The organism is Riemerella columbina, from assembly GCF_030517065.1.
Taxonomy (GTDB): Bacteria; Bacteroidota; Bacteroidia; order Flavobacteriales; family Weeksellaceae; genus Riemerella; species Riemerella columbina_A.
This window is the reverse complement of record NZ_CP103950.1, coordinates 1-23,469: the sequence shown is the minus strand read 5'-3', so window position 1 is coordinate 23,469 and position 23,469 is coordinate 1. Positions and strand designations below refer to the sequence as shown.

General features: G+C 42.2%; 16 protein-coding genes, 2 tRNA genes and 3 rRNA genes. 12 read left to right on the top strand and 9 right to left on the bottom strand.

What is annotated here, in order from left to right:
* Nucleotides 1–229: 229 nt before the first annotated feature.
* From NYR17_RS00105 to NYR17_RS00085, 5 genes are all read right to left on the bottom strand, one after another.
* Nucleotides 230–976 carry a LytR/AlgR family response regulator transcription factor gene (locus NYR17_RS00105; protein ID WP_302505504.1) on the bottom strand — a complete coding sequence of 249 codons (747 nt, stop codon included), beginning with the start codon at nucleotides 974–976 and terminating at the stop codon, nucleotides 230–232.
* 6 nt (nucleotides 977–982) lie between these two features.
* Nucleotides 983–1,999 carry a sensor histidine kinase gene (locus NYR17_RS00100; protein ID WP_302505503.1) on the bottom strand — a complete coding sequence of 339 codons (1,017 nt, stop codon included), beginning with the start codon at nucleotides 1,997–1,999 and terminating at the stop codon, nucleotides 983–985.
* A gap of 29 nt (nucleotides 2,000–2,028) precedes the next feature.
* The gene (locus NYR17_RS00095; protein ID WP_302505502.1) at nucleotides 2,029–2,697 is read right to left on the bottom strand and encodes a hypothetical protein; all 669 of its coding nucleotides are present in this window, start codon (nucleotides 2,695–2,697) and stop codon (nucleotides 2,029–2,031) included.
* A gap of 344 nt (nucleotides 2,698–3,041) precedes the next feature.
* Nucleotides 3,042–4,553: a G-D-S-L family lipolytic protein gene (locus NYR17_RS00090; protein ID WP_302505501.1), complete on the bottom strand. Its 1,512-nt coding sequence runs from the start codon at nucleotides 4,551–4,553 to the stop codon at nucleotides 3,042–3,044.
* Nucleotides 4,554–4,564: 11 nt separating this feature from the next.
* Nucleotides 4,565–5,800, bottom strand: a complete 1,236-nt coding sequence (locus tag NYR17_RS00085) for an OmpP1/FadL family transporter (protein WP_302505500.1) — start codon at nucleotides 5,798–5,800, stop codon at nucleotides 4,565–4,567.
* Nucleotides 5,801–6,147: 347 nt separating this feature from the next.
* Between NYR17_RS00085 and NYR17_RS00080 the strand changes: the two genes are divergently transcribed.
* From NYR17_RS00080 to NYR17_RS00050, 7 genes are all read left to right on the top strand, one after another.
* Nucleotides 6,148–7,446 carry a PSP1 domain-containing protein gene (locus NYR17_RS00080; protein WP_302505499.1) on the top strand — a complete coding sequence of 433 codons (1,299 nt, stop codon included), beginning with the start codon at nucleotides 6,148–6,150 and terminating at the stop codon, nucleotides 7,444–7,446.
* Nucleotides 7,439–7,900 carry a gliding motility lipoprotein GldH gene (locus NYR17_RS00075; protein WP_302505498.1) on the top strand — a complete coding sequence of 154 codons (462 nt, stop codon included), beginning with the start codon at nucleotides 7,439–7,441 and terminating at the stop codon, nucleotides 7,898–7,900. Before NYR17_RS00080 ends, NYR17_RS00075 begins: the two co-directional genes overlap by 8 nt.
* Before the next feature lie 12 nt (nucleotides 7,901–7,912).
* A complete protein-coding gene (locus NYR17_RS00070) occupies nucleotides 7,913–10,273 on the top strand; it encodes a penicillin-binding protein 1A (RefSeq protein ID WP_302505497.1) in 2,361 nt (786 codons plus the stop codon).
* A 114-nt stretch (nucleotides 10,274–10,387) separates the two neighbouring features.
* Complete coding sequence (locus tag NYR17_RS00065) at nucleotides 10,388–10,900, top strand: superoxide dismutase family protein (RefSeq protein ID WP_302505496.1); 513 nt, start codon at nucleotides 10,388–10,390, stop codon at nucleotides 10,898–10,900.
* A 97-nt stretch (nucleotides 10,901–10,997) separates the two neighbouring features.
* Nucleotides 10,998–11,426 carry a nucleoside deaminase gene (locus NYR17_RS00060; protein ID WP_302505495.1) on the top strand — a complete coding sequence of 143 codons (429 nt, stop codon included), beginning with the start codon at nucleotides 10,998–11,000 and terminating at the stop codon, nucleotides 11,424–11,426.
* A 218-nt stretch (nucleotides 11,427–11,644) separates the two neighbouring features.
* Nucleotides 11,645–12,583, top strand: a complete 939-nt coding sequence (locus NYR17_RS00055; RefSeq protein ID WP_302505494.1) for a ribose-phosphate pyrophosphokinase — start codon at nucleotides 11,645–11,647, stop codon at nucleotides 12,581–12,583.
* A gap of 56 nt (nucleotides 12,584–12,639) precedes the next feature.
* Nucleotides 12,640–13,269 (top strand): 50S ribosomal protein L25/general stress protein Ctc, encoded by a 630-nt coding sequence (locus NYR17_RS00050; RefSeq protein ID WP_302505493.1) that lies wholly within the window; start codon nucleotides 12,640–12,642, stop codon nucleotides 13,267–13,269.
* 75 nt (nucleotides 13,270–13,344) lie between these two features.
* On the opposite strand, the gene NYR17_RS00045 is transcribed toward NYR17_RS00050, so the two are convergent.
* The 4 genes from NYR17_RS00045 to NYR17_RS00030 form a co-directional block, all read right to left on the bottom strand.
* Nucleotides 13,345–14,136 (bottom strand): GLPGLI family protein, encoded by a 792-nt coding sequence (locus NYR17_RS00045; protein WP_302505492.1) that lies wholly within the window; start codon nucleotides 14,134–14,136, stop codon nucleotides 13,345–13,347.
* Nucleotides 14,137–14,534: 398 nt separating this feature from the next.
* Nucleotides 14,535–16,067, bottom strand: a complete 1,533-nt coding sequence (locus NYR17_RS00040; RefSeq protein ID WP_302505491.1) for a YifB family Mg chelatase-like AAA ATPase — start codon at nucleotides 16,065–16,067, stop codon at nucleotides 14,535–14,537.
* A 41-nt stretch (nucleotides 16,068–16,108) separates the two neighbouring features.
* A complete protein-coding gene (locus NYR17_RS00035; RefSeq protein WP_302505490.1) occupies nucleotides 16,109–17,194 on the bottom strand; it encodes a mannose-1-phosphate guanylyltransferase in 1,086 nt (361 codons plus the stop codon).
* Nucleotides 17,178–17,783, bottom strand: a complete 606-nt coding sequence (locus tag NYR17_RS00030; protein ID WP_302505489.1) for a SprT-like domain-containing protein — start codon at nucleotides 17,781–17,783, stop codon at nucleotides 17,178–17,180. Before NYR17_RS00030 ends, NYR17_RS00035 begins: the two co-directional genes overlap by 17 nt.
* Nucleotides 17,784–18,427: 644 nt before the next feature.
* On the opposite strand from NYR17_RS00030, the gene NYR17_RS00025 reads away from it, so the two are divergent.
* The 5 genes from NYR17_RS00025 (at nucleotide 18,428) to rrf (ending at nucleotide 23,416) form a co-directional block, all read left to right on the top strand.
* Nucleotides 18,428–19,947 (top strand): 16S ribosomal RNA (locus NYR17_RS00025).
* A gap of 128 nt (nucleotides 19,948–20,075) precedes the next feature.
* Nucleotides 20,076–20,149: transfer RNA gene (locus NYR17_RS00020), tRNA-Ile, on the top strand.
* A gap of 15 nt (nucleotides 20,150–20,164) precedes the next feature.
* Nucleotides 20,165–20,238 (top strand) — tRNA-Ala (locus tag NYR17_RS00015).
* Between the two features lie 170 nt (nucleotides 20,239–20,408).
* Nucleotides 20,409–23,160 (top strand): 23S ribosomal RNA (locus NYR17_RS00010).
* A 148-nt stretch (nucleotides 23,161–23,308) separates the two neighbouring features.
* Nucleotides 23,309–23,416, top strand: a 5S ribosomal RNA gene (gene rrf, locus NYR17_RS00005).
* The 16S, 23S and 5S rRNA genes sit together here with 2 tRNA genes alongside, the layout of an rRNA operon.
* Nucleotides 23,417–23,469 lie beyond the last annotated feature (53 nt).

Genomic DNA, 23,469 nt, shown 5'->3' with positions numbered 1-23,469 from the left:
AGAGGTGTCCGTCGAGTGAAGTGTTTGTCCAAAGGTATTTCATATGCCAAATTTCATAATTTAAAATTATTCAAAGATTAAAATTGGCTCCGCCGAGTTCGCAAGTTCGTGTCAAAATCGCCTGAGGCTGCTACCTGCCACCCCCGCCTGAATGGGTATTATTGCTTGCGGAAGCCCCTTTTGAGGAGACAAGGAAAGCTATCACAAGTTTATATCAGACTTAAAAAATTTAATTTTTCCCTTCCAGCCAGTCTTTAAAGTTTTTTACACGCTCGCGGCTGATGCTGATGGGCGTGCTGTGGTGGTAGAGTTCCACGGTGTAAGTGGGCGATGTGTGGATGTTTTTGATGTGCGAGAGCCCAAGAATGGTCTGCCGATTGACCCGAAAAAACAAGGTGGGTTCCAACACTTTTTCCAATTCTTCCAACGAAAAATCAATGGGATAGGCACGCTCCGCCGTTTGAGCATACACGATTTTGTGTTCGGTGTAAAAGCATAAAACCTCCTCTATCGCAATGATTTTCAGGTTGTAACCGATTTTCACCAATAGCCGAGCGAGCTTGGGCGGCTCTTTTTGTATCAGCTCTCTAAAATTGAGTTGCTGGTAGCTCTGTTGTGGCGGTCTAAAAGTTTTGTATTTTTCTATCGCTTGCTGTAAAGCCTCTTGGGTAAAGGGTTTCAGGAGATAATCAATGGAGTTGAGTTGGAAGGCACGCAGCGTATATTGGTCAAAAGCGGTGGTGTAGATGATGAAACTCTGTGTAGGAATTTCCTCAAAAATATCAAAAGAAAGCCCATCCCCAAGGGCAATATCCGACAAAATAAGGTCGGGGTGCGGGTGATTTTTAAAGTATGCCACACCCTCTGCCACCGAGCGGATAACACCCACGATTTCCACTTCTGGAAAATGGCTGAGCATCTTTTGTAACCGCCTCATTGCCAAGGCTTCATCTTCTATAATAACCGTTTTAATCATTGTTTTTTATGAGTTTAAAAGGTTGATAATGGGCAGTTTAACGCTGAATTTCGTAGCGGTTTCCTCTATGCCCACGGTCTGTTGCGTTTGCAAGGCATAGCGTTTTTGGATATTCGTCAAACCGAAGCCTTTCCGAGCGGTGTTTTTAGGGCGTTTTTGCAAATTATTTTCCACGATTAAATGGTTATTTTCGGCATAAATTCGGATTTTTAAGGGTTGCTGGAGCGTGGCGATATTGTGCTTGATGGCATTTTCCAGCAACAATTGCAAAGATAACGGAATCAGCCATTTTTCCTCAGGAATTTCACCTAAAATTTCAAATTGAATGCTCTCCTCAAAGCGGGTTTTCAACAGATGAAGGTAAGATTTCGCAAAAGCCATTTCTTCGGAGATGTTCACCCAAGGGCGTTCTTTTTGCTCCAAAATATAGCGGTAAATATGGGATAATTCTTCGGTAAAGCGTTGGGCTTTTTCGGGATTTTCCGCAATGAGCGCCGTGAGAATATTCAGCGAATTGAACAAAAAATGAGGGTCCAACTGGCTTTTTAACCCTTCAAATTGGGAGATTTTTGCCTGTGCCAAGCGTTGTTCCGCCTCCAATTTAGCTTCGTAATTTCGTTTGACCTCCACCATCGAATAATAGTAATAAAAACCCACCGAAATAAACAGAGCAAGGGAGAAAATCAGCCCATTGGCAAACATCATTTTCTCGCTAAACATATCCACAGACTGCCTTTGTATCAGTTGAATACTCACGAAACTCACTAAAAAAGTCATCGTTAAATTGAGACCTATCGTGGTCAAAATCGTCCAAAAGAAACGCGTATGAATTGGCGTTTTCCAAGACATTTTTTGATTAAGCACTTGGTGAAGAAGCCCGTTGGACAAACCAAATCCTAAAAAATAAACCGCTGATATACTGAATGATAGAAAGAATTTGTACCAAGTTTTGTGTTCTTGAGGTAAGAATATGGCGATGCTGATCATCATAAAAATGAAGAGCTCCCAAAGGAATTTTCGCATAGAATTATTATTAAATGAAACAAAAATACTTAAAATGATTGCGAATTGATGAAATACATTGCTTCTTCTTTTCCCCAATTGGGAGACAAAGCTGTTTTGGGGCGATAGGTTTCAAATTGAGTTAAAGCCTTCTTAAACAAAGCCATCGCTTGCGTGCGGTTGCCTCCAAAATTGGGTGGGATAAAGTAGGCTTCTTCCGCTTGGAGTAGGGTAATTCTTGGGTTTTCAGGATCCAAAAGTTGAGCCATTTTAAGGGCTTTTTTGCCTTCGGGGATCTCCGTAAGGTAGCGTTTTTGAGGATTTACAACTAATTTTAAATTATGATATATTTTCTTCAAAATATAAATTTCTGCATTTGGAGGCGACACGGCTTCGGCTTTTTTGATGTACTCCCAAGCCTTATCAGTGAGGGGATCCAATTGCGGTATTTGAGTGGAGTCTTTCAGCATCCGCCGCCCTTCTTGGAGTAATGCCAATGCTGTGTAATAAGCTGGTAACCAATCTTCTGGCGTTTGTTCGGCTATGTGGCTAAACTGTTGAGCCACTGCATCAAAATCTTCTGGGGTTTGGGCTTGTTGCAGCAGATGAATTTGTTCTGCCATCGTTTTTTCGTCATTGGTTTGGGCGTAACCAAGGTAAGAAATCACGGTAAAACCGAGTGCCAATGCCCATTTTGAAATTTGAAATTTTGTTTTCATTTTGATATGCTTTTAAGATGATGAAGCAAAGATAATCCTCGCCCCAAAGGCACACAAAAATAACTTCCCGAACCGTTGTTTTACGCTGCTGAACGGTAGTTGGTGGAGTGAATAGAAGGTTGAATGATTGGATTTGCTCAATTCCCCTTTGAAGGGGGTAGGAAGTATTGCAAACTGGTATGAAAGATTTAGGAAGTGAGGTAGATTAAAAAAACTTGGATTTATTTTTGAGCCATTGCCTTTTTTTGATGAATAAAATTGTTGTAAATGAAACTTCCGCTAAGTGGTTTTTTACCATAAAAAAAGCCGGTTAAAAATTCTAACCGGCTTTTTTGTTATTGATTTTAAGGGAACTGAACCCCTGAGTAAGCATTAGGGTTGACTTGTGGTAAAGTCGATTTGTATTGGGCGTTAATCGCTTTGATGAACTCATTCGCTATCACAGCGTATCCTCTACCTGTTAAGTGAACGCCATCTAAGGAGAATGCACCACCAGCAATATAAGTAGCGGTATATTTAACCCCATCAAACCGAATACCTGATGATTTTGAAAGCTCGTTTAGCTTGCTACTGGCATCTACAAAAGCTAAACCATAAGCATCGGCTAAAGCTTTAATTCTTTGGTTATAAGCTGCTGTTGCAGTCAGTACCTCTTGTTTTTCTGTAACGGTGAGCACATGCTGGTCTTCCAGTGGGAAAGTAATGCCATAACGGTTAAAAGGCTCTACAGCATAAGGGTAATTAGGCTGGGTGTTGATAGCACTTTTGGTCGTTAGAGGGATTAAATCCTCCGAAGTGGTATGCCTTGCCTGCCCAAAGATTTTTCCAGCTACTGCCGCTTGAGCTAAAGGAACGCCTGCCTGCACTAAAGCCGTTGTAATTTCTTTGGATAAATCTTTCAATGCCTCATCTTTGATGAGTAAAGGGTTGGCGCCCGCTTTTAAGGTCGCAATTCTATTCCCCTCGCCATAGGCAGTTAAAATTTGCTTAATGCCTGCCACTTTTTGGTTGAATAAATCTGCGGTCGCTTGGTCTAACGGCACAGGATTATAAGGTATTGTTGTGAAAAACGGAATAGAAGTCACATTAGGAATATTCGCGATAACACCTTTGGTGGCGCCCACGGCTTTCATTCCTTCAAGGATAGCTTTAATAGAACCAGCCACTACATCGGGGTCGCTAATATCGTTACTTCCGTAGGTGCGTGGGTCTAAATTTCCTTTTTGGTCCACGCCCACGCCGCCTGAAGAGGCATAAGAAAGGACGTCATTATTCCCGATCCATAATGAGAAGAAAGTCGGTTTTTGTGCCATCGCATCTTTTAGCACGGACGTGGTTGGCGCTGAGGCAAACCTCACAAAGAAAGGGTTGGCTTTTCCTACCGCTAAAGCGGCAGGGTTACCATAGCCTTCTGCTAAGAGATGGAATGATTTAGCACCTGGCACGCCCATATTATTGAACTTGCCAGAAATATGGTCTAATGCCGCAGCTGGCGCTGAAGCCACAGGCGCTAAAGAGTTGTCTACTACTTTTAAAGTAAGTTTCCCTGCAAAACCTGGGATATTGGTAAAGCCACCAATGTCGTTAGGCATCATAGGTTGAGTGAAGGTGCCACCACCAGCTTTTTGCATTTGTGCTGCCACCATCACAGGGTAAGATTCCTCCTGTCCGCTGGCGTATAGAGTTCCGTCTCTGTACCCCGAAGTAAGGGAGTTCCCTAAGGCTACATAGTTAGAAAAGTCGGCTTCGCCATTAGAAATTACGGTAGAAGTAACATCGTTGTCAAAATCATTATTACAGCTGGCTACCGAAAATAGGGCAGCTATTGCGAATGAAGATATGATTATTTTTTTCATAATAGTTGAGATTAAAATGCATTATAAGAAAGTCCTAAACCGAAGTAAACGGCTTTAGCCTTAGCTTGTCCATAGAAGTTGTAGTAATCGTTATTAACGGCTCTGGATTTGTAGAATGGAATACCCACGCCCAAATCTACACCAAAACGATTGAGCTTAAAGCCTAACCCAGCGGTGAGCACTTGCGCATTGAACGATGGTGTTTCTGGGATAAAATCTTCATCTGCGTAGGGCGATTCATCGTAATAATAACCTAAGCGCGCCGCTATTTTATCCGTTACCATATATTGTGTACCTACACGCCAAGTTTGGGTATTTTTGAAGTTTTTAGGCGTGATCAAAACGGTATTGTCATCAGGTTGGTTGCCTAAGGTGGCTTTGTCAAAATCTAAAGTCAATTGACCGTATCTTGACCAACCAGTATAGTTGAAATCTGCGGAAACTAACCATTTCGGTGTGATTTTATAAGTAGCACCAATGGTGTATTCTTCTGCCAAAGGTAAAGTGGCTTTAAATCGGTCTTGACCATTGCTGTCCAATCCTCTAAGGGCGAAGAGTGATTTCGGCATATTAAAAGTGACGGTGCCGTTGTCCGCTTTTATATCTACTGGCGAACGGTAGGCAATGCTCACATCTAACTTGTCATTCGGTTGGAAATAAAAGCCTAACCCAAACCCATGACCAGAGGCTTGGTCGTCTTTAATGTTCATCGTACCATTGGCGCTGGTAACGGCTTTGTCCCAGTTCACGCTTCCTTTGGCGTAGATGTAGCTACCACCCACAGAAACCCAGTCTGCCAATTTAAAAGACACCATAGGTTGGAAATAGAAACTCTTCAGCTCCATTTTCTGTACCATTTCTTTGCCACTCCAGTCCGAAGGCCATTGGATGGTACTTCCAAAAGGCGTGGTAAAACTAAACCCTACCGAAAACTGATCGGTTACTTTATACGCAATAGCGGCATAGATAGGCGTTCCTATCGGATTTTCTGTAGAATAAGATTCTAAAGTATTTAGATTCTGATAATCTATATCGGTTTTTACACCAAAACCACCTGCCACGATGCTCAATTTCGTAGGGATAAAAGAAATTCCTGCAGGGTTAAAAAAGGCGATGCTGGCATCTTCTGCGTGGGCACTGGTGTGCGCCATTGCCAGTTGCTTAACCCCTTGTAAAGATACTCTAAAGCCCCCTGCATAAGCCGTAAGTCCACATAAAACGCTTGCGGTAATCAATATTTTTTTCATAAGTTTTGAATTATATAAGAGTGTCCAAATATAAACATTTTTTTTAAACAACTGCCATTTAATTGATGGTGTTTGATGATAAATAATATGCATAGAATAAATAAATAGCTATATTACAAGGTAATAAAGGCTAAAATTAACTCTGATAAAATTTCTGTTTAATATTAAACAGTTTAGCGCTTGTGCCTGATTGTTGGCTTATTTGCTTTAAACTTTATTACTTTGGCAGAAATAGCATTACTCCAATCGAGAGAACGCCATAGAAATCAATCCTTTGTAAAAAAATAAGGCTATAAAATAAATTTATGCTATTTTTGCATTTATATAATAGTTAAAATAGAATACATATGAGTTGTGGATGTGGAGCATCCGGAACCTCTAACCATAGTTGTGGAACTAAATCCGCTACAGGCTGCGCCAGCGTAGACACCTGTGGCAATAGTTATAAATTAAGCGTTTTTGATTGGCTTTCTAACATTAAGCCACCCACCAAAACAGCCAATGAGTTTGTAGAGGTCAGGTTTAAAAACGAGAGAAAAGCTTTTTTTAAAAACGCAAGTAACCTGCCATTAAGCGTAGGCAGCATAGTTACAGTAGAGGTAAATCCGGGGCACGATATAGGCATAGTGAGCTTGGCTGGCGAGTTGGTGAAAATCCAAATGCGAAAGAAAAAAGCCAGAGCAGAGGAATGCCCAAAAGTTTATAGATTAGCCAACCAAAAGGATATTGACACTTGGCAAGCCGCCAGAGCAAAGGAAGATGGCGTGAAGTTACAAGCTCGAAAAATAGCCAGAAACCTTAACCTTCAAATGAAAATTTCAGATGTAGAGTTTCAGGGTGATGGCACTAAGGCGACTTTTTACTATACCGCCGATGGGCGCGTGGATTTCCGCCAGTTGATCAAGGAATTTGCCACGATGTTTCGGACTAAAATTGATATGAAACAAATCGGGTATCGGCAAGAAGCGGCTAAAGTTGGTGGGATTGGCTCCTGCGGAAGAGAGCTTTGCTGTTCCACTTGGTTGACGGATTTTAGGTCGGTTAATACCAATGCGGCACGCTACCAACAGTTGAGTATCAACCCTCAAAAATTGGCAGGGCAGTGCGGGAAACTCAAATGCTGTCTCAACTTTGAGTTGGAGAGTTATTTAGATGCCTTAGATGATTTTCCGTCTACCAATACCACGCTGAACACCGAAAAAGGCAAGGCGTTCTGCATCAAAATAGATGTTTTCAAGAAGAAGATGTGGTTCGCTTATGCGGAAAACCCGATGGTTTGGTATGATTTGGACACCGATGAGGTTAAAGAACTCATCAGAACCAATAAAAAAGGAGAGAAAACACCATCGTTAGAAGAGGTAAAAGCGCTCAACACCAATGTTTTAGAAACGGTAGATTTAATCCAAGAGAATAGCGTAGACCGTTTTGAAAAGCGCAAGCCACAGAAGAAAAAAAGTAGAAATAGAAAATCTTCGGATCCTTCTAAAAAAAGAGAAACGCCTAACACGCCGCAGGGAGAGAAACCGCAGCAGCAAGGCCATTCAAGACGGAATAATCCCTCAAACAGAGATAAAAAACCACGCCTAAAGTCTAAGAACTTTAAGCGCGGTGGTGGCAAACCTAAAAACAATACAGGCAATGCATAAGTGGTGGCTATGGATCATCGTGGTATTGGGGATTTCCTGTCAGCAAGATGCTGGCGAGGTGCAGATGCGTGATGTCAATAATCTGTGGGCGAAAAACCAAGCCCAGGAGTTTCAGTTGGATATTAAAGATGCCGATGTGCCTAAAAACCTCATTTTTATCATCAGAAATAACCAAAACTATCCGTATAGCAATCTGTTCCTCATCGCTACGCTGGCACAGAACGGCAAACCGATTAAAACGGACACGCTTAATTATAGATTAGCCAACCCTGATGGCAGCTGGATTGGTAGTGGTTTTGGAGATACCAAAGAAGGCTGGTTTCAATATAAAGAATATTATCAATTTCCTAAAAATGGAATCTATACACTAAGTATAAAGCAGGGAATGCGCCAAGATACTCTGAGAGGGATAGAAGATATTGGCATAAAAATACAAACATTAACATCAAAATAGAAGACTAAAACAATGGATTCTAAACAAAATACTAAAAAAGCAACCTTCCCACTGCCGCCCAAGAAGAAAAAATCAACGGGTTACAGAAAGTGGATTGGTTTGATTTGGATAGGGCTTATCGCCTTTGTGCTGGGCATTACAGGGTTATTTTTTGCCACTTCGCAAGGCTTACTTGGAGAGATGCCAGATGTGAAAGACTTAGAAAATCCAGACATCTATGTGGCTTCGGAAATCATCTCTTCTGATGGGGTAACTTTGGGTAAATTTGAGGTGGAAAAAACCGATCCTATTACCTATAAAGATATGCCGCCATACCTTATCTATGCCCTACAAGCCAAGGAAGATGAGCGTTTTAAAGAACACTCAGGGATTGACTTAAAGTCAATCCTTAGAGCCATCCGTTACGGTGGCGATCGTGGTGGCGGTTCTACCATTACCCAACAGTTGGCAAAGTTGTTATTTACCAAAAAAGCCTCCACTAATAAACTGTTGAGAATCAGTCAAAAACTGAAAGAATGGGTGGTTGCCGTGAGTTTAGAAAAACGATATACTAAGGAAGAAATCATCACGATGTATTTCAACAAGTTTGATTTCACCTATAATGCCCACGGCATCGAGATGGCTTCTAAAATTTACTTTAACAAACACACCAAAGACCTGACCCTCCCAGAGGCAGCAATGTTCGTAGCGATGTTGGAAGCGCCCATCGCCAATAACCCTTTGCGAAATATTGAGCGCGCCACCAAGAGGCGAGATGTGGTAATCAAACAGATGTTAGAAACAGGTTACATCGACCAAGCCACTTATGAGAAGGCGATTGCGCAACCTGTCGCTGTTCACTATACTCCAATTAAAAACATTGAAGAAGGGAATTCCGCTTATTATAAATATTATTTAAGAAAAGAAATCAATAATTATTTACAAGAATACGAAAAAAAGACAGGAAAGTCTGTTAATCTCTTTCGAGATGGGCTTAAAATTTATGTTACCTTAGATTCCAGAATGCAGAAATACGCAGAGGAAGCCATTAAGGAGCATTTAACCCAACTTCAAAAATCTTTTGATGCCGAGCAGAGAAGAAACCCTAACCGTCCGTTCTATAAAATCAGCAAGAAAAGTGCGGACAATATTATGATGCAAGCCGTGCGAAGAACAGGGCGCTATCAGCAACTTAAAGCCGCAGGCGTTCCTGAAGATTCCATTATGATGGATTTCCATAAGCCAACCAAGATGACCCGCTTCACTTGGCAAGGCGAGGAAGAGGTAGAAATGACCCCTTGGGATTCCATCCGCTACCACAAGCAGATTGCACAAGCTGGATTGATGTCTATGGATCCTTCCACTGGCGATATTAAAGCGTGGGTGGGCGGTATAGATTGGCAACACTTCCAGTACGACCATATTAAACAAGGAAAACGCCAGGTGGGGTCTACCTTCAAGCCGTTTGTTTACGCTACAGCCATTATGAATTTAGGGATGACGCCGTGTACGCCTATTTCTAATGCCACCTACACCAAAGGCAATTGGCGCGTGGCAGGTTCTGGCGGTATGCTGACCATTAGAGATGCCTTGGCACACTCCAAAAACCCTGTCGCAGCCAGATTGATAGAAGCCGCAGGTGTGGATAATGTGATCCGTTTAGCCCGAGATTTGGGTGTGGAGAGTGATATTCCGAGAAATAACACCATTGCATTAGGTTCGTCGGATATTACCATTTATGAAATGTTGGGCGCGTATAGCACCTTTGCCAACTTTGGTAATTATGTAAAACCAGAGATGATTTGGCGGATAGAAGATGCGAACGGCAGGGTGATCACAGAGGTTAAAACTGAACTGAAAGAAGTGATGAACGAGAAATACGCCTATTCTATGATAGACATTATGAGAGGCGTTGCCCGTTATGGTACTGCATCTGGAGAACTTCGCAGAAGAGGCATCAGCGAGGGAGTAGAGATTGCCGCCAAAACAGGGACAACCAATAACAACTCAGACGGTTGGTTCATTGGTATGGTACCGAAATTGACCACTGGTGTTTGGGTAGGTTGGGAAGACCGTGCCACTCACTTCTGGAGCACTGGCGAAGGGCAAGGGGCGAAAATGGCACTCCCTATTTGGGCTATTTTTATGAAGAAAGTTTGGGCGAATAAAGAGCTCAATATTTCCCCTGATGAGAAATTTGTAAAACCTTCCGACTGGACAAACGGTTGTGATGACCTCCGAGGAATGGGCGGTTATGGTGATGAAGGTGCACTGCAAACCATAGAAGAACTGCGAAACCCTAAGCCTGTGGAGACCACAAAGCCGCAACCTAAAAAAGATGAAAACATCAATGAGAAAATCAATTCCTCAGATGATATTGATTTTAACCAATAACTAACGCTTGCCGCCAGATTTTTAAGGTTAAAAATCTGGCGGTTTGCTTTTTTTTCACTATTTTAGCCCATATTTTTAGATGCCGAGCATCATTAACCTTAAAATAAAAACATTATGAAAACATTAAAAGTAGCATTAGGTGCCGTTGTGATTGCCCTTTCTGTGGCTTCTTGTAGCACTGTTAAAAAAACTTACACCATAGCGCCTAAGAGCGGAACGCCTACAGAGGGTACCGCCACACTTTCTCAAAGAGGCAATCAGGTGACTTTAGATGTAAAGGTAGCCAATCTTACACCAGGGGAACACGCCATCCACATCCACGAAAAAGGTGATTGCTCCTCTGCCGATGGGAAATCAGCGGGTGGACACTGGAACCCTACAGGACACGATCACGGCAAGTGGGATACCCAACAGTTTCATAAAGGTGATATTGGTAATTTAGTGGCTGGCGAAGATGGCAAAGCCCATTTGGTATTCAGCACAGACCAATGGTGTTTGGGATGTGATGATGCCACTAAAAATCTTTTTGGTAAAGCCATCATTATCCACGCTGGCGTAGATGATTTCACCTCGCAACCTACAGGAAATGCAGGCGGTAGAGTAGGCTGTGTGGAGATTAAAAAGTAATTTTTTCTTAACCGAAAAATCATCAATTGTTTTTTCATATAGTTAATAGAGAGGTAAGGACAGGTTTTCTTGCCTCTCATCTTTTAAAATGATGACGATGACTGATCAATACTTTATGAAGCAAGCCTTAATGGAGGCAGAGACCGCCTTGGAGCGTGGCGAAGTTCCCGTAGGTTGCGTGATGGTAAGCCAAGGGCGCATCATTGCAAGGGGGCATAACTTAACGGAAACCCTAAACGATGTGACGGCTCACGCCGAGATGCAAGCTATTACTGCTACAGCCCATTTTCTTGGTGGCAAATACCTGATCGATTGCACGCTTTATGTTACTTTAGAACCTTGCGTGATGTGCGCAGGAGCCTTAGCGTGGAGCCAAATTTCAAAAGTGGTGATTGGTGCCAGAGATACCCACCGAGGCTTTATCAATAAAGGACTGAGTCTCCACCCCAAAACAGAGATTGTCACGGGGATTTTAGAACAAGAATGTAGCCTAATCATCAAAAATTTTTTTAAGGAAAAGCGGTAGGGGAGAAATGTTGATAATATTTAAAAATAGCTTTACGACTCTGTATTTTGGGGAATATTGAGGTAGATTTATTACAAAATCTTGCCAACTTATTAACTATGAGAGGCGGTTTCCACCTTTATAAGCATCTTCATCATTGAGTTTAAGGTTAATTTTTTATGGAATATGTAGGAAGTTAGGTTTTATTTTTTAATTTTGCACAGCGTAAAAAAGTAAAAATGTCACACCAAGCAAGCTATCTATTTAGTACCAGAACAAGTAAAGATTTAGCGGAGAAAATTGCTAAAGAATACGGACAAGAATTAGGGAAAATCAATTTTCAAGCGTTTAGCGATGGCGAATTTGAGCCCGTATTAGACCAATCGGTGAGGGGCGGTCGCGTTTTTTTAATCGGTTCTACCTTTCCACCAGCGGATAATCTTTTAGAATTATTACTGATGATAGATGCCGCCAAACGCGCATCAGCAAAGAGTATTACCGTGGTTTTACCTTATTATGGATTAGCCAGACAAGATAGAAAAGATAAGCCAAGAGCGCCTATTGGTGCCAAGTTGGTTGCTAATTTATTAACGGCAGCTGGTGCTACACGGATTATGACGATGGACCTCCACGCCGACCAAATCCAAGGCTTTTTTGAAATTCCTGTGGATCATCTTTATGCTTCCACCATTTTTGTGGATTACATTAAATCTTTAAATTTAGACAACCTCACCATTGCATCGCCAGATATGGGAGGTGCCAAGCGTGCCAAAAATTATGCAGGGCACTTGGGTGCAGAGGTGGTTATCGCCTACAAAGAACGCAAGAAAGCCAATGTGGTAGAGGAGATGTTCCTCATTGGAGATGTAGAGGGCAGAAATGTGATTTTAATTGATGATATGATAGACACCGCAGGAACCCTCTGCAAGGCGGCGGATATTTTGATAGAAAAAGGTGCCAAAAGTGTAAGAGCTATGGCAACGCATCCTGTGCTTTCTGGCAAGGCTTATGAGAATATTGAAAACTCAAAAATAACGGAAGTTATTGTAACAGACACAATTCCTATCAAAAATAATTGCCCATCTAAAATAAAAGTGCTATCTTGCGCCCCATTATTTGCTGAGGTGATGAAAATGGTACACGAGCATAAATCCATCAGTGATAAGTTTATTATCTAATTGATTTTCAGTAAGTAATAAACAATAAAGTTAAAAACAATTTAAAATTTTTATAAATGAAATCTATTACAATTCAAGGACAGAAAAGAGAAAGCGTAGGCAAAAAAGCAACAAAAGCGTTACGCGATGCTGAATTAGTCCCTTGTGTTGTTTATGGAGGTAATGACCCAGTACATTTTTCTACAGAAGAAAAATCTTTCAAAAACTTGGTTTATACTCCAGATGCACACACGGTATCTATTGAAGTAAATGGAGAGACTATTCCAGCGGTATTACAAGACATTCAGTTCCACCCGATTACAGACAGAATTCTCCATGCAGATTTCTATCAACTTAGCGAAGATAAGCCTGTGGTGATGGAAGTACCAGTAAGAATTACAGGTAGAGCAAGAGGGGTAGTTGCCGGTGGTGTGCTTAGACAGTCTTTCAGAAAACTAAAACTAAAAGCGCTACCAGCTAATTTGCCAGACGAAATCGTGATTGATGTGACCAAATTAAGAATTGGTAACAAAATCTATGTTGGCGATATCAAAAACGAAGCTTACACTTTTATGCATCCAGATAATGCAGTGGTTGTGGCAGTTAAGATGTCAAGAACTGCAATGAAAGGCGGTGCTATCGCTGATGATGATGAAGACGAAGAAGAAACAGAAGGAGAAGCGCCAGCTGCTGAATCTGCAGAATAATAGCGTCATCTTTTACAATAAAAAAAGACTGCTTCAATTTTGAGGCAGTCTTTTTTTATCTGTGCATAAGAAATTTTAGCGTTCTATAAAGTTGTTGTATCTTCGAACTCTTGCTTGGTAGCGTTCATCGGCTTGCTTTTTACTATTTTGATCAAAGCTTTCATACAGTTTTGGATGCACTCGATTATAGAATGAGGCTTTTATCAATTCTAGAAATTGATTATAATTCTTGACATCGCTGACATTTTCTTCACTTAAGTTTAAATCTTCTATTCCTTTATTAGACTTTTTAATTTCTACCAATTCTATTTTAATATCTCCTGCTTGATCTTCTGCTGATAATACTAAGCCTGGTAGTCCAATCAACTTAAAAGGTCCTGCAGAAATAGGGATTTCTTCAGTGTACCAAGCGGTATAGGTTCTTCCTGAGAGCTCCGTAGTCGCTTGACGGCAAAGAAATGGTCCTATGTTTTTGGTACTGTCTAATAATTTCCATTGTGGACCTTTGGAAGAGTATTTAAACCAATCTGTTGTTACATCTATATATTGGTCAATAGATGCTGTTTGTAAATCTACAGTGATATATTCTTTTTGGTTACCCCCTCTTTTTATAGCAGAAAGTATATAATTAACATCCGCTAGGGTCTTTGATTTTCTGCTTTGGCTTAAAGAATCATTATAAATTTTTAAGGGTGATATATAAACCGAGCGTTTGGCATCTTTTAGATAAAGGCTCATATCATAAGGCTTTACATCTTTCATACTTACCGCAGAATCTACCCTGTGCCAAACACGATAATCCACTCTATATTGTCCCATATAAAGATGGCATAATAATACAGTTATAAATAATACTAAATTTTTCATAAACAATAAATCATTAAATTAGCCTTTAAGGATAAGCTTAAAGGCTAATAAAGTTGTTTGATTAATTTGTGTTATTGTTACCACAATCTTGTGCAAGGAAACTCTTTACAAATTTTTCAAATGATTCCACGCTACCACACCATTGTCCGGAAGATGTGCCACAGTTACTAATCATAAAGTAATTAAAACCCTCTTCCTTAATCGAGCCATCTGTTATTACTAACTGAGTTTTCCGATCCAAATACAAACGAAGAAATGTATGTTAATGCTAAACTTAATAAAAATGTTTTTCTTTTCATAATGTTAAAACTTTTAAATTAATTAAAATAATAAATTTTATTCATGAAACAAATATGCGATTATTTTTTAATGATACAACTTTTTAATTGTTTTTTTTGCTATACTTTCCAAAAATCTCGGTCAAGGCTTCGGTATTGTATGGCTTCCGCAATATGGTGAGATAGAATATCCTCCGAATTTTCTAAATCGGCAATCGTTCTGGCGACTTTCAAAATCCTATCATAAGCCCTTGCTGAAAGGTTGAGTTTTTCCATCGCCGTTTTAATCAACTTGAGCGAGACATCGTCTAATTGGCAAAACAATTTCAGTTCTTTAGGTCCCATTTGGGCATTATAGCTTATGGGAAGATTTTTGAAGCGCAAACTTTGTTGTTCCCTTGCTTTCAGCACGCGCGCTCTTATTTTATGGCTGGGTTCGCCTTGGCGCTGGTCTGTCAGTTGGTCAAAATCCACTTTTTGAACCTCAATATGAATGTCAATGCGGTCTAATAGTGGTCCCGAGAGTTTGTTGAGATAGCGTTGCATTTCAAAAGCCGAAGAGGTGTTGTTGGGATCATCAGGGAAAAATCCGCTGGGGCTGGGGTTCATAGAGGCAACCAACATAAAGCTGGCAGGGTAGTTGACCGTAAATTTGGCTCGAGAAATGGTCACCTCCCGATCTTCTAACGGTTGGCGCATCACTTCTAACACCGTTCGTTTAAATTCGGGCATCTCATCTAAAAATAAAACACCGTTATGAGCCAAGGAGATTTCTCCAGGTTGAGGGTAGCCACCACCGCCCACTAGTGCTACATCAGAGATGGTGTGGTGCGGCGCTCGGAAAGGTCTGATGGTCATTAGCGAGGTTTCGGCGCCCATTTTCCCTGCCACAGAATGAATTTTTGTTGTTTCCAAGGCTTCCTTCAAGCTGAGCGGAGGCAAAATACTCGGAATTCTCTTGGCGAGCATGGTCTTGCCGCTACCTGGGGGACCAATCAAAATGATGTTATGCCCACCTGCTGCTGCTACTTCCATAGCGCGTTTGGCGGTTTCTTGCCCTTTAACTTCGGAAAAATCAAAAGGGAATTGGTTGATTTTGCTTTGAAAATCTTCTCGAGTATTGATGGTGGTGGGTACAAGAGGTTTTCCTTCATTAAAGAAATCAATTACTTCTTTAATGTTTTCTACGCCGTAGACCTCTAAATCATTAACAATGGCGGCTTCGCGCGTATTTTGCTGTGGGAGGATAATGCCTTTAAAGCCTTCTTCTCTCGCCTTGATGGCGATGGGTAGAACGCCTTTTATCGGTTGCAGTCCGCCGTCTAAGGAAAGCTCGCCCATAATAATATAGCGGTGTAGATCTTCAGCAACAATCTGCTCCGATGCCGCCAAAATCCCAATGGCAATGCTCAAATCATACGCCGAGCCTTCTTTCCGAAGGTCGGCTGGTGCCATATTGATGATGATTTTTTTGCCAGGTAATTTATAACCTACATTTTTTAACGCTGCCGAGATTCTGTGGCTACTTTCCTTAATAGCGCTGTCAGGAAGCCCCACCAAATGGTAGCCAATGCCTTTATCTACATTAACCTCTATCGTGATGGTCTGTGCCGAAACGCCATAGATGGCACTGCCGTAAACCTTTACTAACATTTCGATATGATTTGGTAGTAAAGATAAACATTTTTTATGATTTAGATGAATTGATTGCCATTTTTTTTGTCTTTCAGGTCTAAAACATATTCTTTTATTTTTTGATCGTGAGCTCTTGGGCAGATGAGCAGTGCTTTCTCAGTATCCACGATGATGTAGTCTTCTAATCCATCAATAATCGCGATTTTATGTTCATTTTTTAACCGAACAATACAACCTTGGGTATCATAGGTCAGGATATTTTTAGATTTGATAGCATTATGGTGGACATCTTTCTCGGCGTTATCATAAACGGAATTCCAAGTTCCTAAATCGCTCCAACCTAAATCCGCAGGGATCACATAAACATTTTCGGCTTTTTCCAAAATACCGTGGTCTATTGAGATTTTTTCGGCTTTAGAGTAAATTTTTTCGATGCAGTTGGGTTCGGTATCATTGGCTTGGTAGTCGCATTCATCAAACAATTGCTTCATTTCGGGGAGGTGGGTGCTGAAGGCTTTTAAAATACTTTGAGCAGACCAGATGAAAATACCTGCATTCCAAAGGAAATCTCCTGTTTCTAAAAAAGCTTTGGCTAACTCTAAATTAGGTTTTTCGGTAAAAGTTTTTACTTTTAGAAGACTATCGTTAGGATGTTCAATGACTTGGATATAGCCGTAACCCGTATCTGGGCGAGTGGGCGTGATGCCCAAAGTAATAAGGTAATCGTGCTGTGCGACGATAGAAAAAGCAAGGTTGATTTTCTCCAAAAACAAACCCTCCTTTAAAATCATGTGGTCGGCAGGGGTTACAATGATATTGGCATTAGGATTAAGCTCAGAGATGATGTTCGCCATATAAATATTACACGCGGCAGTATTTTTCATCATCGGTTCTCCTATGATATTTTGTGGCGGCAGCTCGGGCAATTGCTCCGCAGTCAGCTGCACATATTCCTTATTAGTAATTACAAAAATATTCTCGATGGGTACCGCTTTAGAGATTCGGTCAAAAGTTTGCTGAATCATCGTTCTGCCTACGCCTAAAATATCTTGAAATTGCTTAGGGAAATCTTGGGTGCTCAGCGGCCAAAAGCGACTGCCGATGCCTCCTGCCATAATAACGCTATAATTATTTTTCATGTTCATTATTCAGTAATTTTAATGGTTGAACCTCTGCCGTAGGGCTAAATAAATACTGTCGCCCTGTACCGAGGTGGATACAAAGGTAACGCTTTTTTCTTTTTTCGTGGATTTGATATTCTTGCGATCTATAATAAAACACATCACCGAGTTCCAAATCTTCGATTAGGGATTGATGAGAAGGAGGGGCTTTAAAATACCTCGCCAAAGAGACATCAGCATTAAAACTGGCTTTCGGATTTTTAGCGAATGATTTTAAAATTTCCTGCAAATCCTGAGGGTAAACCTCCAAACTTTCCAAAAGTAACTGCCCGAAAGTCTGTTTCCATTCCTTACCATGTGGGCTAATCCTTTGATATTTTTCAAAAGCGATTAAATGTGCCATCTCGTGAGTCAGCACAAAAAAGAAAAGAAAAGGTGACAAATTACCGTTAATCGTGATTTGATGTTTCCCATTTTTAAGTTTCCGATAATCTCCCAGTTTAGAATGTCTTGGGCGGGTTACTTTAATATGAATAGGAAATGCGCTCCCCCAAACAGAAAGATAATTCAGTGCGCCCACAGGCATAAAAGAAGATAAAGCATCTAACGACATAAATACAAAGATATAAAAAACCACTCATATACTTTTATATGTGTATACTTATAGTATATATAGTACATCAGACAATCCCGTATTTTATATTTCAGGGGGAGTATAAAATTTTTAGCATTGATTAACAGGGTGTTAGTAATAATAGGGTAAAAAAAGGTGTAAAAAGATTTGGAGGATTGAGGAGTAAGGGGTATTTTTGCACCCTCATTACGAGAGAGTAGAGCGGTATTGAATTTAAGGAAATATTTTTTAAAAAAAGATTAAAAAATATTTTGTCATATCAGAAATAAGTTTTACTTTTGCACTCGCAAATCAGAGATGGTGAGCGGCGAAAGAGAACGAAAGGTAAGATAAAAATTTTTTACAAAAAATTTGGTAGTTAAAAAATAAGTTGTATCTTTGCAGTCCGAATTCAAAAACGGAGCGCAAGAGAAGCTTAAAAGATTACTGAAAAAATATTAAAAAATATTTTGTCATTTCAAAAATAAGTTTTACTTTTGCACTCGCAAATCGGACGAAGTTTCTGAGAGGGGCTTAGGAAGGTGAGCGAGAGAAGAATAGAGAACATTGAATTAAGATATAACAACCAAGTAAGGATAAAAACCAAAGCGTAACAAAAACTTTGAGTGAGACGGGAAAAACATACAATGGAGAGTTTGATCCTGGCTCAGGATGAACGCTAGCGGGAGGCCTAACACATGCAAGCCGAGCGGTAGAGAGTAGCTTGCTACTCTTGAGAGCGGCGTACGGGTGCGTAACACGTGTGCAACCTGCCTTTATCTGGAGGATAGCCTTCCGAAAGGAAGATTAATACTCCATAATATATTGAATGGCATCATTTAATATTGAAAACTCCGGTGGATAAAGATGGGCACGCGCAAGATTAGATAGTTGGTGAGGTAACGGCTCACCAAGTCAATGATCTTTAGGGGGCCTGAGAGGGTGATCCCCCACACTGGTACTGAGACACGGACCAGACTCCTACGGGAGGCAGCAGTGAGGAATATTGGACAATGGGTGAGAGCCTGATCCAGCCATCCCGCGTGAAGGACGACGGACCTATGGTTTGTAAACTTCTTTTGTATAGGGATAAACCTACCCTCGTGAGGGTAGCTGAAGGTACTATACGAATAAGCACCGGCTAACTCCGTGCCAGCAGCCGCGGTAATACGGAGGGTGCAAGCGTTATCCGGATTTATTGGGTTTAAAGGGTCCGTAGGCGGGCTCGTAAGTCAGTGGTGAAAGCCTGCAGCTTAACTGTAGAACTGCCATTGATACTGCGAGTCTTGAGTATAGTTGAGGTAGCTGGAATGAGTAGTGTAGCGGTGAAATGCATAGATATTACTCAGAACACCAATTGCGAAGGCAGGTTACCAAGTTATAACTGACGCTGAGGGACGAAAGCGTGGGGAGCGAACAGGATTAGATACCCTGGTAGTCCACGCCGTAAACGATGCTAACTCGTTTTTGGGCTATTATAGTTCAGAGACCAAGCGAAAGTGATAAGTTAGCCGCCTGGGGAGTACGACCGCAAGGTTGAAACTCAAAGGAATTGACGGGGGCCCGCACAAGCGGTGGATCATGTGGTTTAATTCGATGATACGCGAGGAACCTTACCAAGGCTTAAATGGGAATTGACAGATTTAGAAATAGATCCTTCTTCGGACAATTTTCAAGGTGCTGCATGGTTGTCGTCAGCTCGTGCCGTGAGGTGTTAGGTTAAGTCCTGCAACGAGCGCAACCCCTGTCACTAGTTGCCATCATTCAGTTGGGGACTCTAGTGAGACTGCCTACGCAAGTAGAGAGGAAGGTGGGGATGACGTCAAATCATCACGGCCCTTACGCCTTGGGCCACACACGTGATACAATGGCCGGTACAGAGGGCAGCTACACTGCGAAGTGATGCGAATCTCGAAAGCCGGTCTCAGTTCGGATTGGAGTCTGCAACTCGACTCTATGAAGCTGGAATCGCTAGTAATCGCGCATCAGCCATGGCGCGGTGAATACGTTCCCGGGCCTTGTACACACCGCCCGTCAAGCCATGGAAGCTGGGGGTACCTGAAGTCGGTGACCGTAAAAGGAGCTGCCTAGGGTAAAACTAGTAACTAGGGCTAAGTCGTAACAAGGTAGCCGTACCGGAAGGTGCGGCTGGAACATCTCATTTTAGAGACTCATTTGGAGTATAAACAAAAACAAGAGTACTTACTTAAAGTAAGCTTTGGTTTTTTACTGGTTGGTTGTAATATTAAAAATATAACCCCTAAAGATTAGTATAAAGGGAAGAGATTACAGAGTCTCGTAGCTCAGCTGGTTAGAGCGCTACACTGATAATGTAGAGGTCGGCAGTTCGAGCCTGCCCGAGACTACTAATTGAAAGAGAGGGGGAATTAGCTCAGCTGGCTAGAGCGCCTGCCTTGCACGCAGGAGGTCAAGGGTTCGACTCCCTTATTCTCCACAATAGATTAGACTATTGGAAGACTTTATAGTAAAGAAATGAGAGCCATTTCGTTTAAAGGAAAGCAATAGAGACTAATCAAGACTAAAGAACATTGACATTAACGGTAAAAAGACATCACAAAGAGAAAACCGAGCACTTATAAGTGCTTGAGTAACCAATAAATTAGGAAAGAAATCGTTAAGGGCGTATGGCGGATGCCTAGGCTTTCAGAGGCGACGAAGGACGTGGTAAGCTGCGAAAAGCTACGGGGATTGGCACACACGAATTGATCCGTAGATATCCGAATGGGGCAACCCGGCAGGTTGAAGGCCTGTCACCTCGCAAGAGGAGCAAACCCGGAGAACTGAAACATCTAAGTACCCGGAGGAAAAGAAATCGAAGAGATTCCGTAAGTAGTGGCGAGCGAAAGCGGATTAGCCCAAAAGTTTATATATGTTTAATAGAATGTTTTGGAAAGAACAGCCATAGAAGGTGAAAGCCCTGTATATGAAAGGCATATTTAGATGATACAAGAGTAGGGCGGGACACGTGAAATCCTGTCTGAATATGGGGGACCATCCTCCAAGGCTAAATACTCCTGAAAGACCGATAGTGAACAAGTACTGTGAAGGAAAGGTGAAAAGCACTTCGAATAGAAGGGTGAAAGAGAACCTGAAACCGTACGCCTACAAGCGGTCGGAGCAGCGTTATAGTTGTGACGGCGTGCCTTTTGCATAATGAGCCTACGAGTTAATTTTACTAGCGAGGTTAAGGACTTCAGGTCCGGAGCCGGAGCGAAAGCGAGTCTGAATAGGGCGAATAGTTAGTAGGATTAGACGCGAAACCTTGTGATCTACCCATGGGCAGGTTGAAGCTTTGGTAACACAAAGTGGAGGACCGAACCGGTTGACGTTGAAAAGTCTTCGGATGACCTGTGGGTAGGGGTGAAAGGCCAATCAAACTGGGAGATAGCTCGTACTCTCCGAAATGCATTTAGGTGCAGCGTCGATGTTAAGTTTATTAGAGGTAGAGCTACTGATTGGATGCGGGGGTTTCACCGCCTACCAATTCCTGACAAACTCCGAATGCTAATAAATGTTCGTCGGCAGTGAGGGCATGGGTGCTAAGGTCCATGTCCGAGAGGGAAAGAACCCGGACCACCAGCTAAGGTCCCTAAATCTATACTAAGTTGAAAGAACGCGGTTGAACTGCATTGACAGCTAGGATGTTGGCTTGGAAGCAGCCATTCATTTAAAGAGTGCGTAACAGCTCACTAGTCGAGCGGTTCGGCATGGATAATAATCGGGCATAAGTATAGTACCGAAGCTATGGGATGTATTAATACATCGGTAGGAGAGCATTCTATCGGCGCAGAAGCAGTATCGCGAGGTATTGTGGAGCTTATAGAAAAGAAAATGTAGGCATAAGTAACGATAAAGGGGGCGAGAAACCCCCCTCACCGAAAGACTAAGGTTTCCTCAGCCATGCTAATCAGCTGAGGGTTAGTCGGGACCTAACGCGCACCCGAAAGGGGAAGTGGATGGACAATGGGTTAATATTCCCATACTTGCTCACACTAAAAAAGGGGACGGAGCGCCGTACTTACTGAAGACTGACGGAATAGTTGAGACCTAGCCTACGGGCGAAGTTGTTGTAGGGAAAGCGCTTCCAAGAAAAGCCGAAGTGAAGCAACCCGTACCAAAACCGACACAGGTAGTCGAGGAGAGAATCCTAAGGTGCTCGAGTGAGTCGTGGCTAAGGAACTAGGCAAAATAGTCTCGTAACTTCGGAAGAAGAGACGCCTCCCTCCGGGGAGGCCGCAGTGAAGAGGCCCAGGCGACTGTTTATCAAAAACACAGGACTCTGCTAAATCGAAAGATGCTGTATAGGGTCTGACACCTGCCCGGTGCTGGAAGGTTAAGGAAGGTGCTTAGCGTAAGCGAAGGCATTAACTGAAGCCCCAGTAAACGGCGGCCGTAACTATAACGGTCCTAAGGTAGCGAAATTCCTTGTCGGGTAAGTTCCGACCTGCACGAATGGTGTAACGATCTGGGCACTGTCTCAGCCACGAGCTCGGTGAAATTGTAGTATCGGTGAAGATGCCGATTACCCGCAATGGGACGAAAAGACCCTGTGAACCTTTACTATAACTTCGTATTGACTTTGAGTAAACAATGTGTAGGATAGGTGGGAGGCTATGAATCTGGCACGCTAGTGTTGGTGGAGCCGTTGTTGAAATACCACCCTTTGTTTACTTAGAGCCTAACTCGGAAACGAGGACATTGCGTGGTGGGTAGTTTGACTGGGGTGGTCGCCTCCAAAAGAGTAACGGAGGCTTTCAAAGGTACCCTCAGCACGCTTGGTAACCGTGCGTAGAGTGTAATGGCATAAGGGTGCTTGACTGTGAGACCTACAAGTCGATCAGGTGCGAAAGCAGGACATAGTGATCCGGTGGTTCCGTATGGAAGGGCCATCGCTCATAGGATAAAAGGTACTCCGGGGATAACAGGCTAGTCTCCCCCAAGAGCTCACATCGACGGGGAGGTTCGGCACCTCGATGTCGGCTCGTCACATCCTGGGGCTGGAGAAGGTCCCAAGGGTTGGGCTGTTCGCCCATTAAAGTGGCACGCGAGCTGGGTTCAGAACGTCGTGAGACAGTTCGGTCTCTATCTATTGCGGGCGTTAGATGTTTGAGAGGGCTTGATTCTAGTACGAGAGGACCGAATTGAACAAACCTCTGGTGTATCTGTTGTGCCGCCAGGCGCACCGCAGAGTAGCTATGTTTGGTAAGGATAAGCACTGAAGGCATATAAGTGCGAAACCTGCCTCAAGATGAGACATCTTTTAAGGGTCGTGGGAGATGACCACGTTGATAGGCTATAGGTGTAAAGCTGGTAACAGCATAGCCGAGTAGTACTAATTACCCGTAGATTTATAGCCTAATAGGTTAATAAAACCAAGCCTTATAAGTGCAATCAAGGTTTTGCCTTTGTGATGTTAATTACCGATAATTTATGCTACTTGAATCAAGATAGCATAAAAATATAAAACTACCATTTGCTTCATAGGAGCAAATAGGAACCAACTTTAGGGTGGTTTTAGCGGTGGGGCTCACCTGTTCCCATTCCGAACACAGAAGTTAAGCCCACCAGCGCCGATGGTACTACGAAAGTGGGAGAGTAGGTCGCCGCCAGTTTTTATTTTTGTTAAAAGCCGTGTACATACCAGTACACGGCTTTTTTTGTTTAT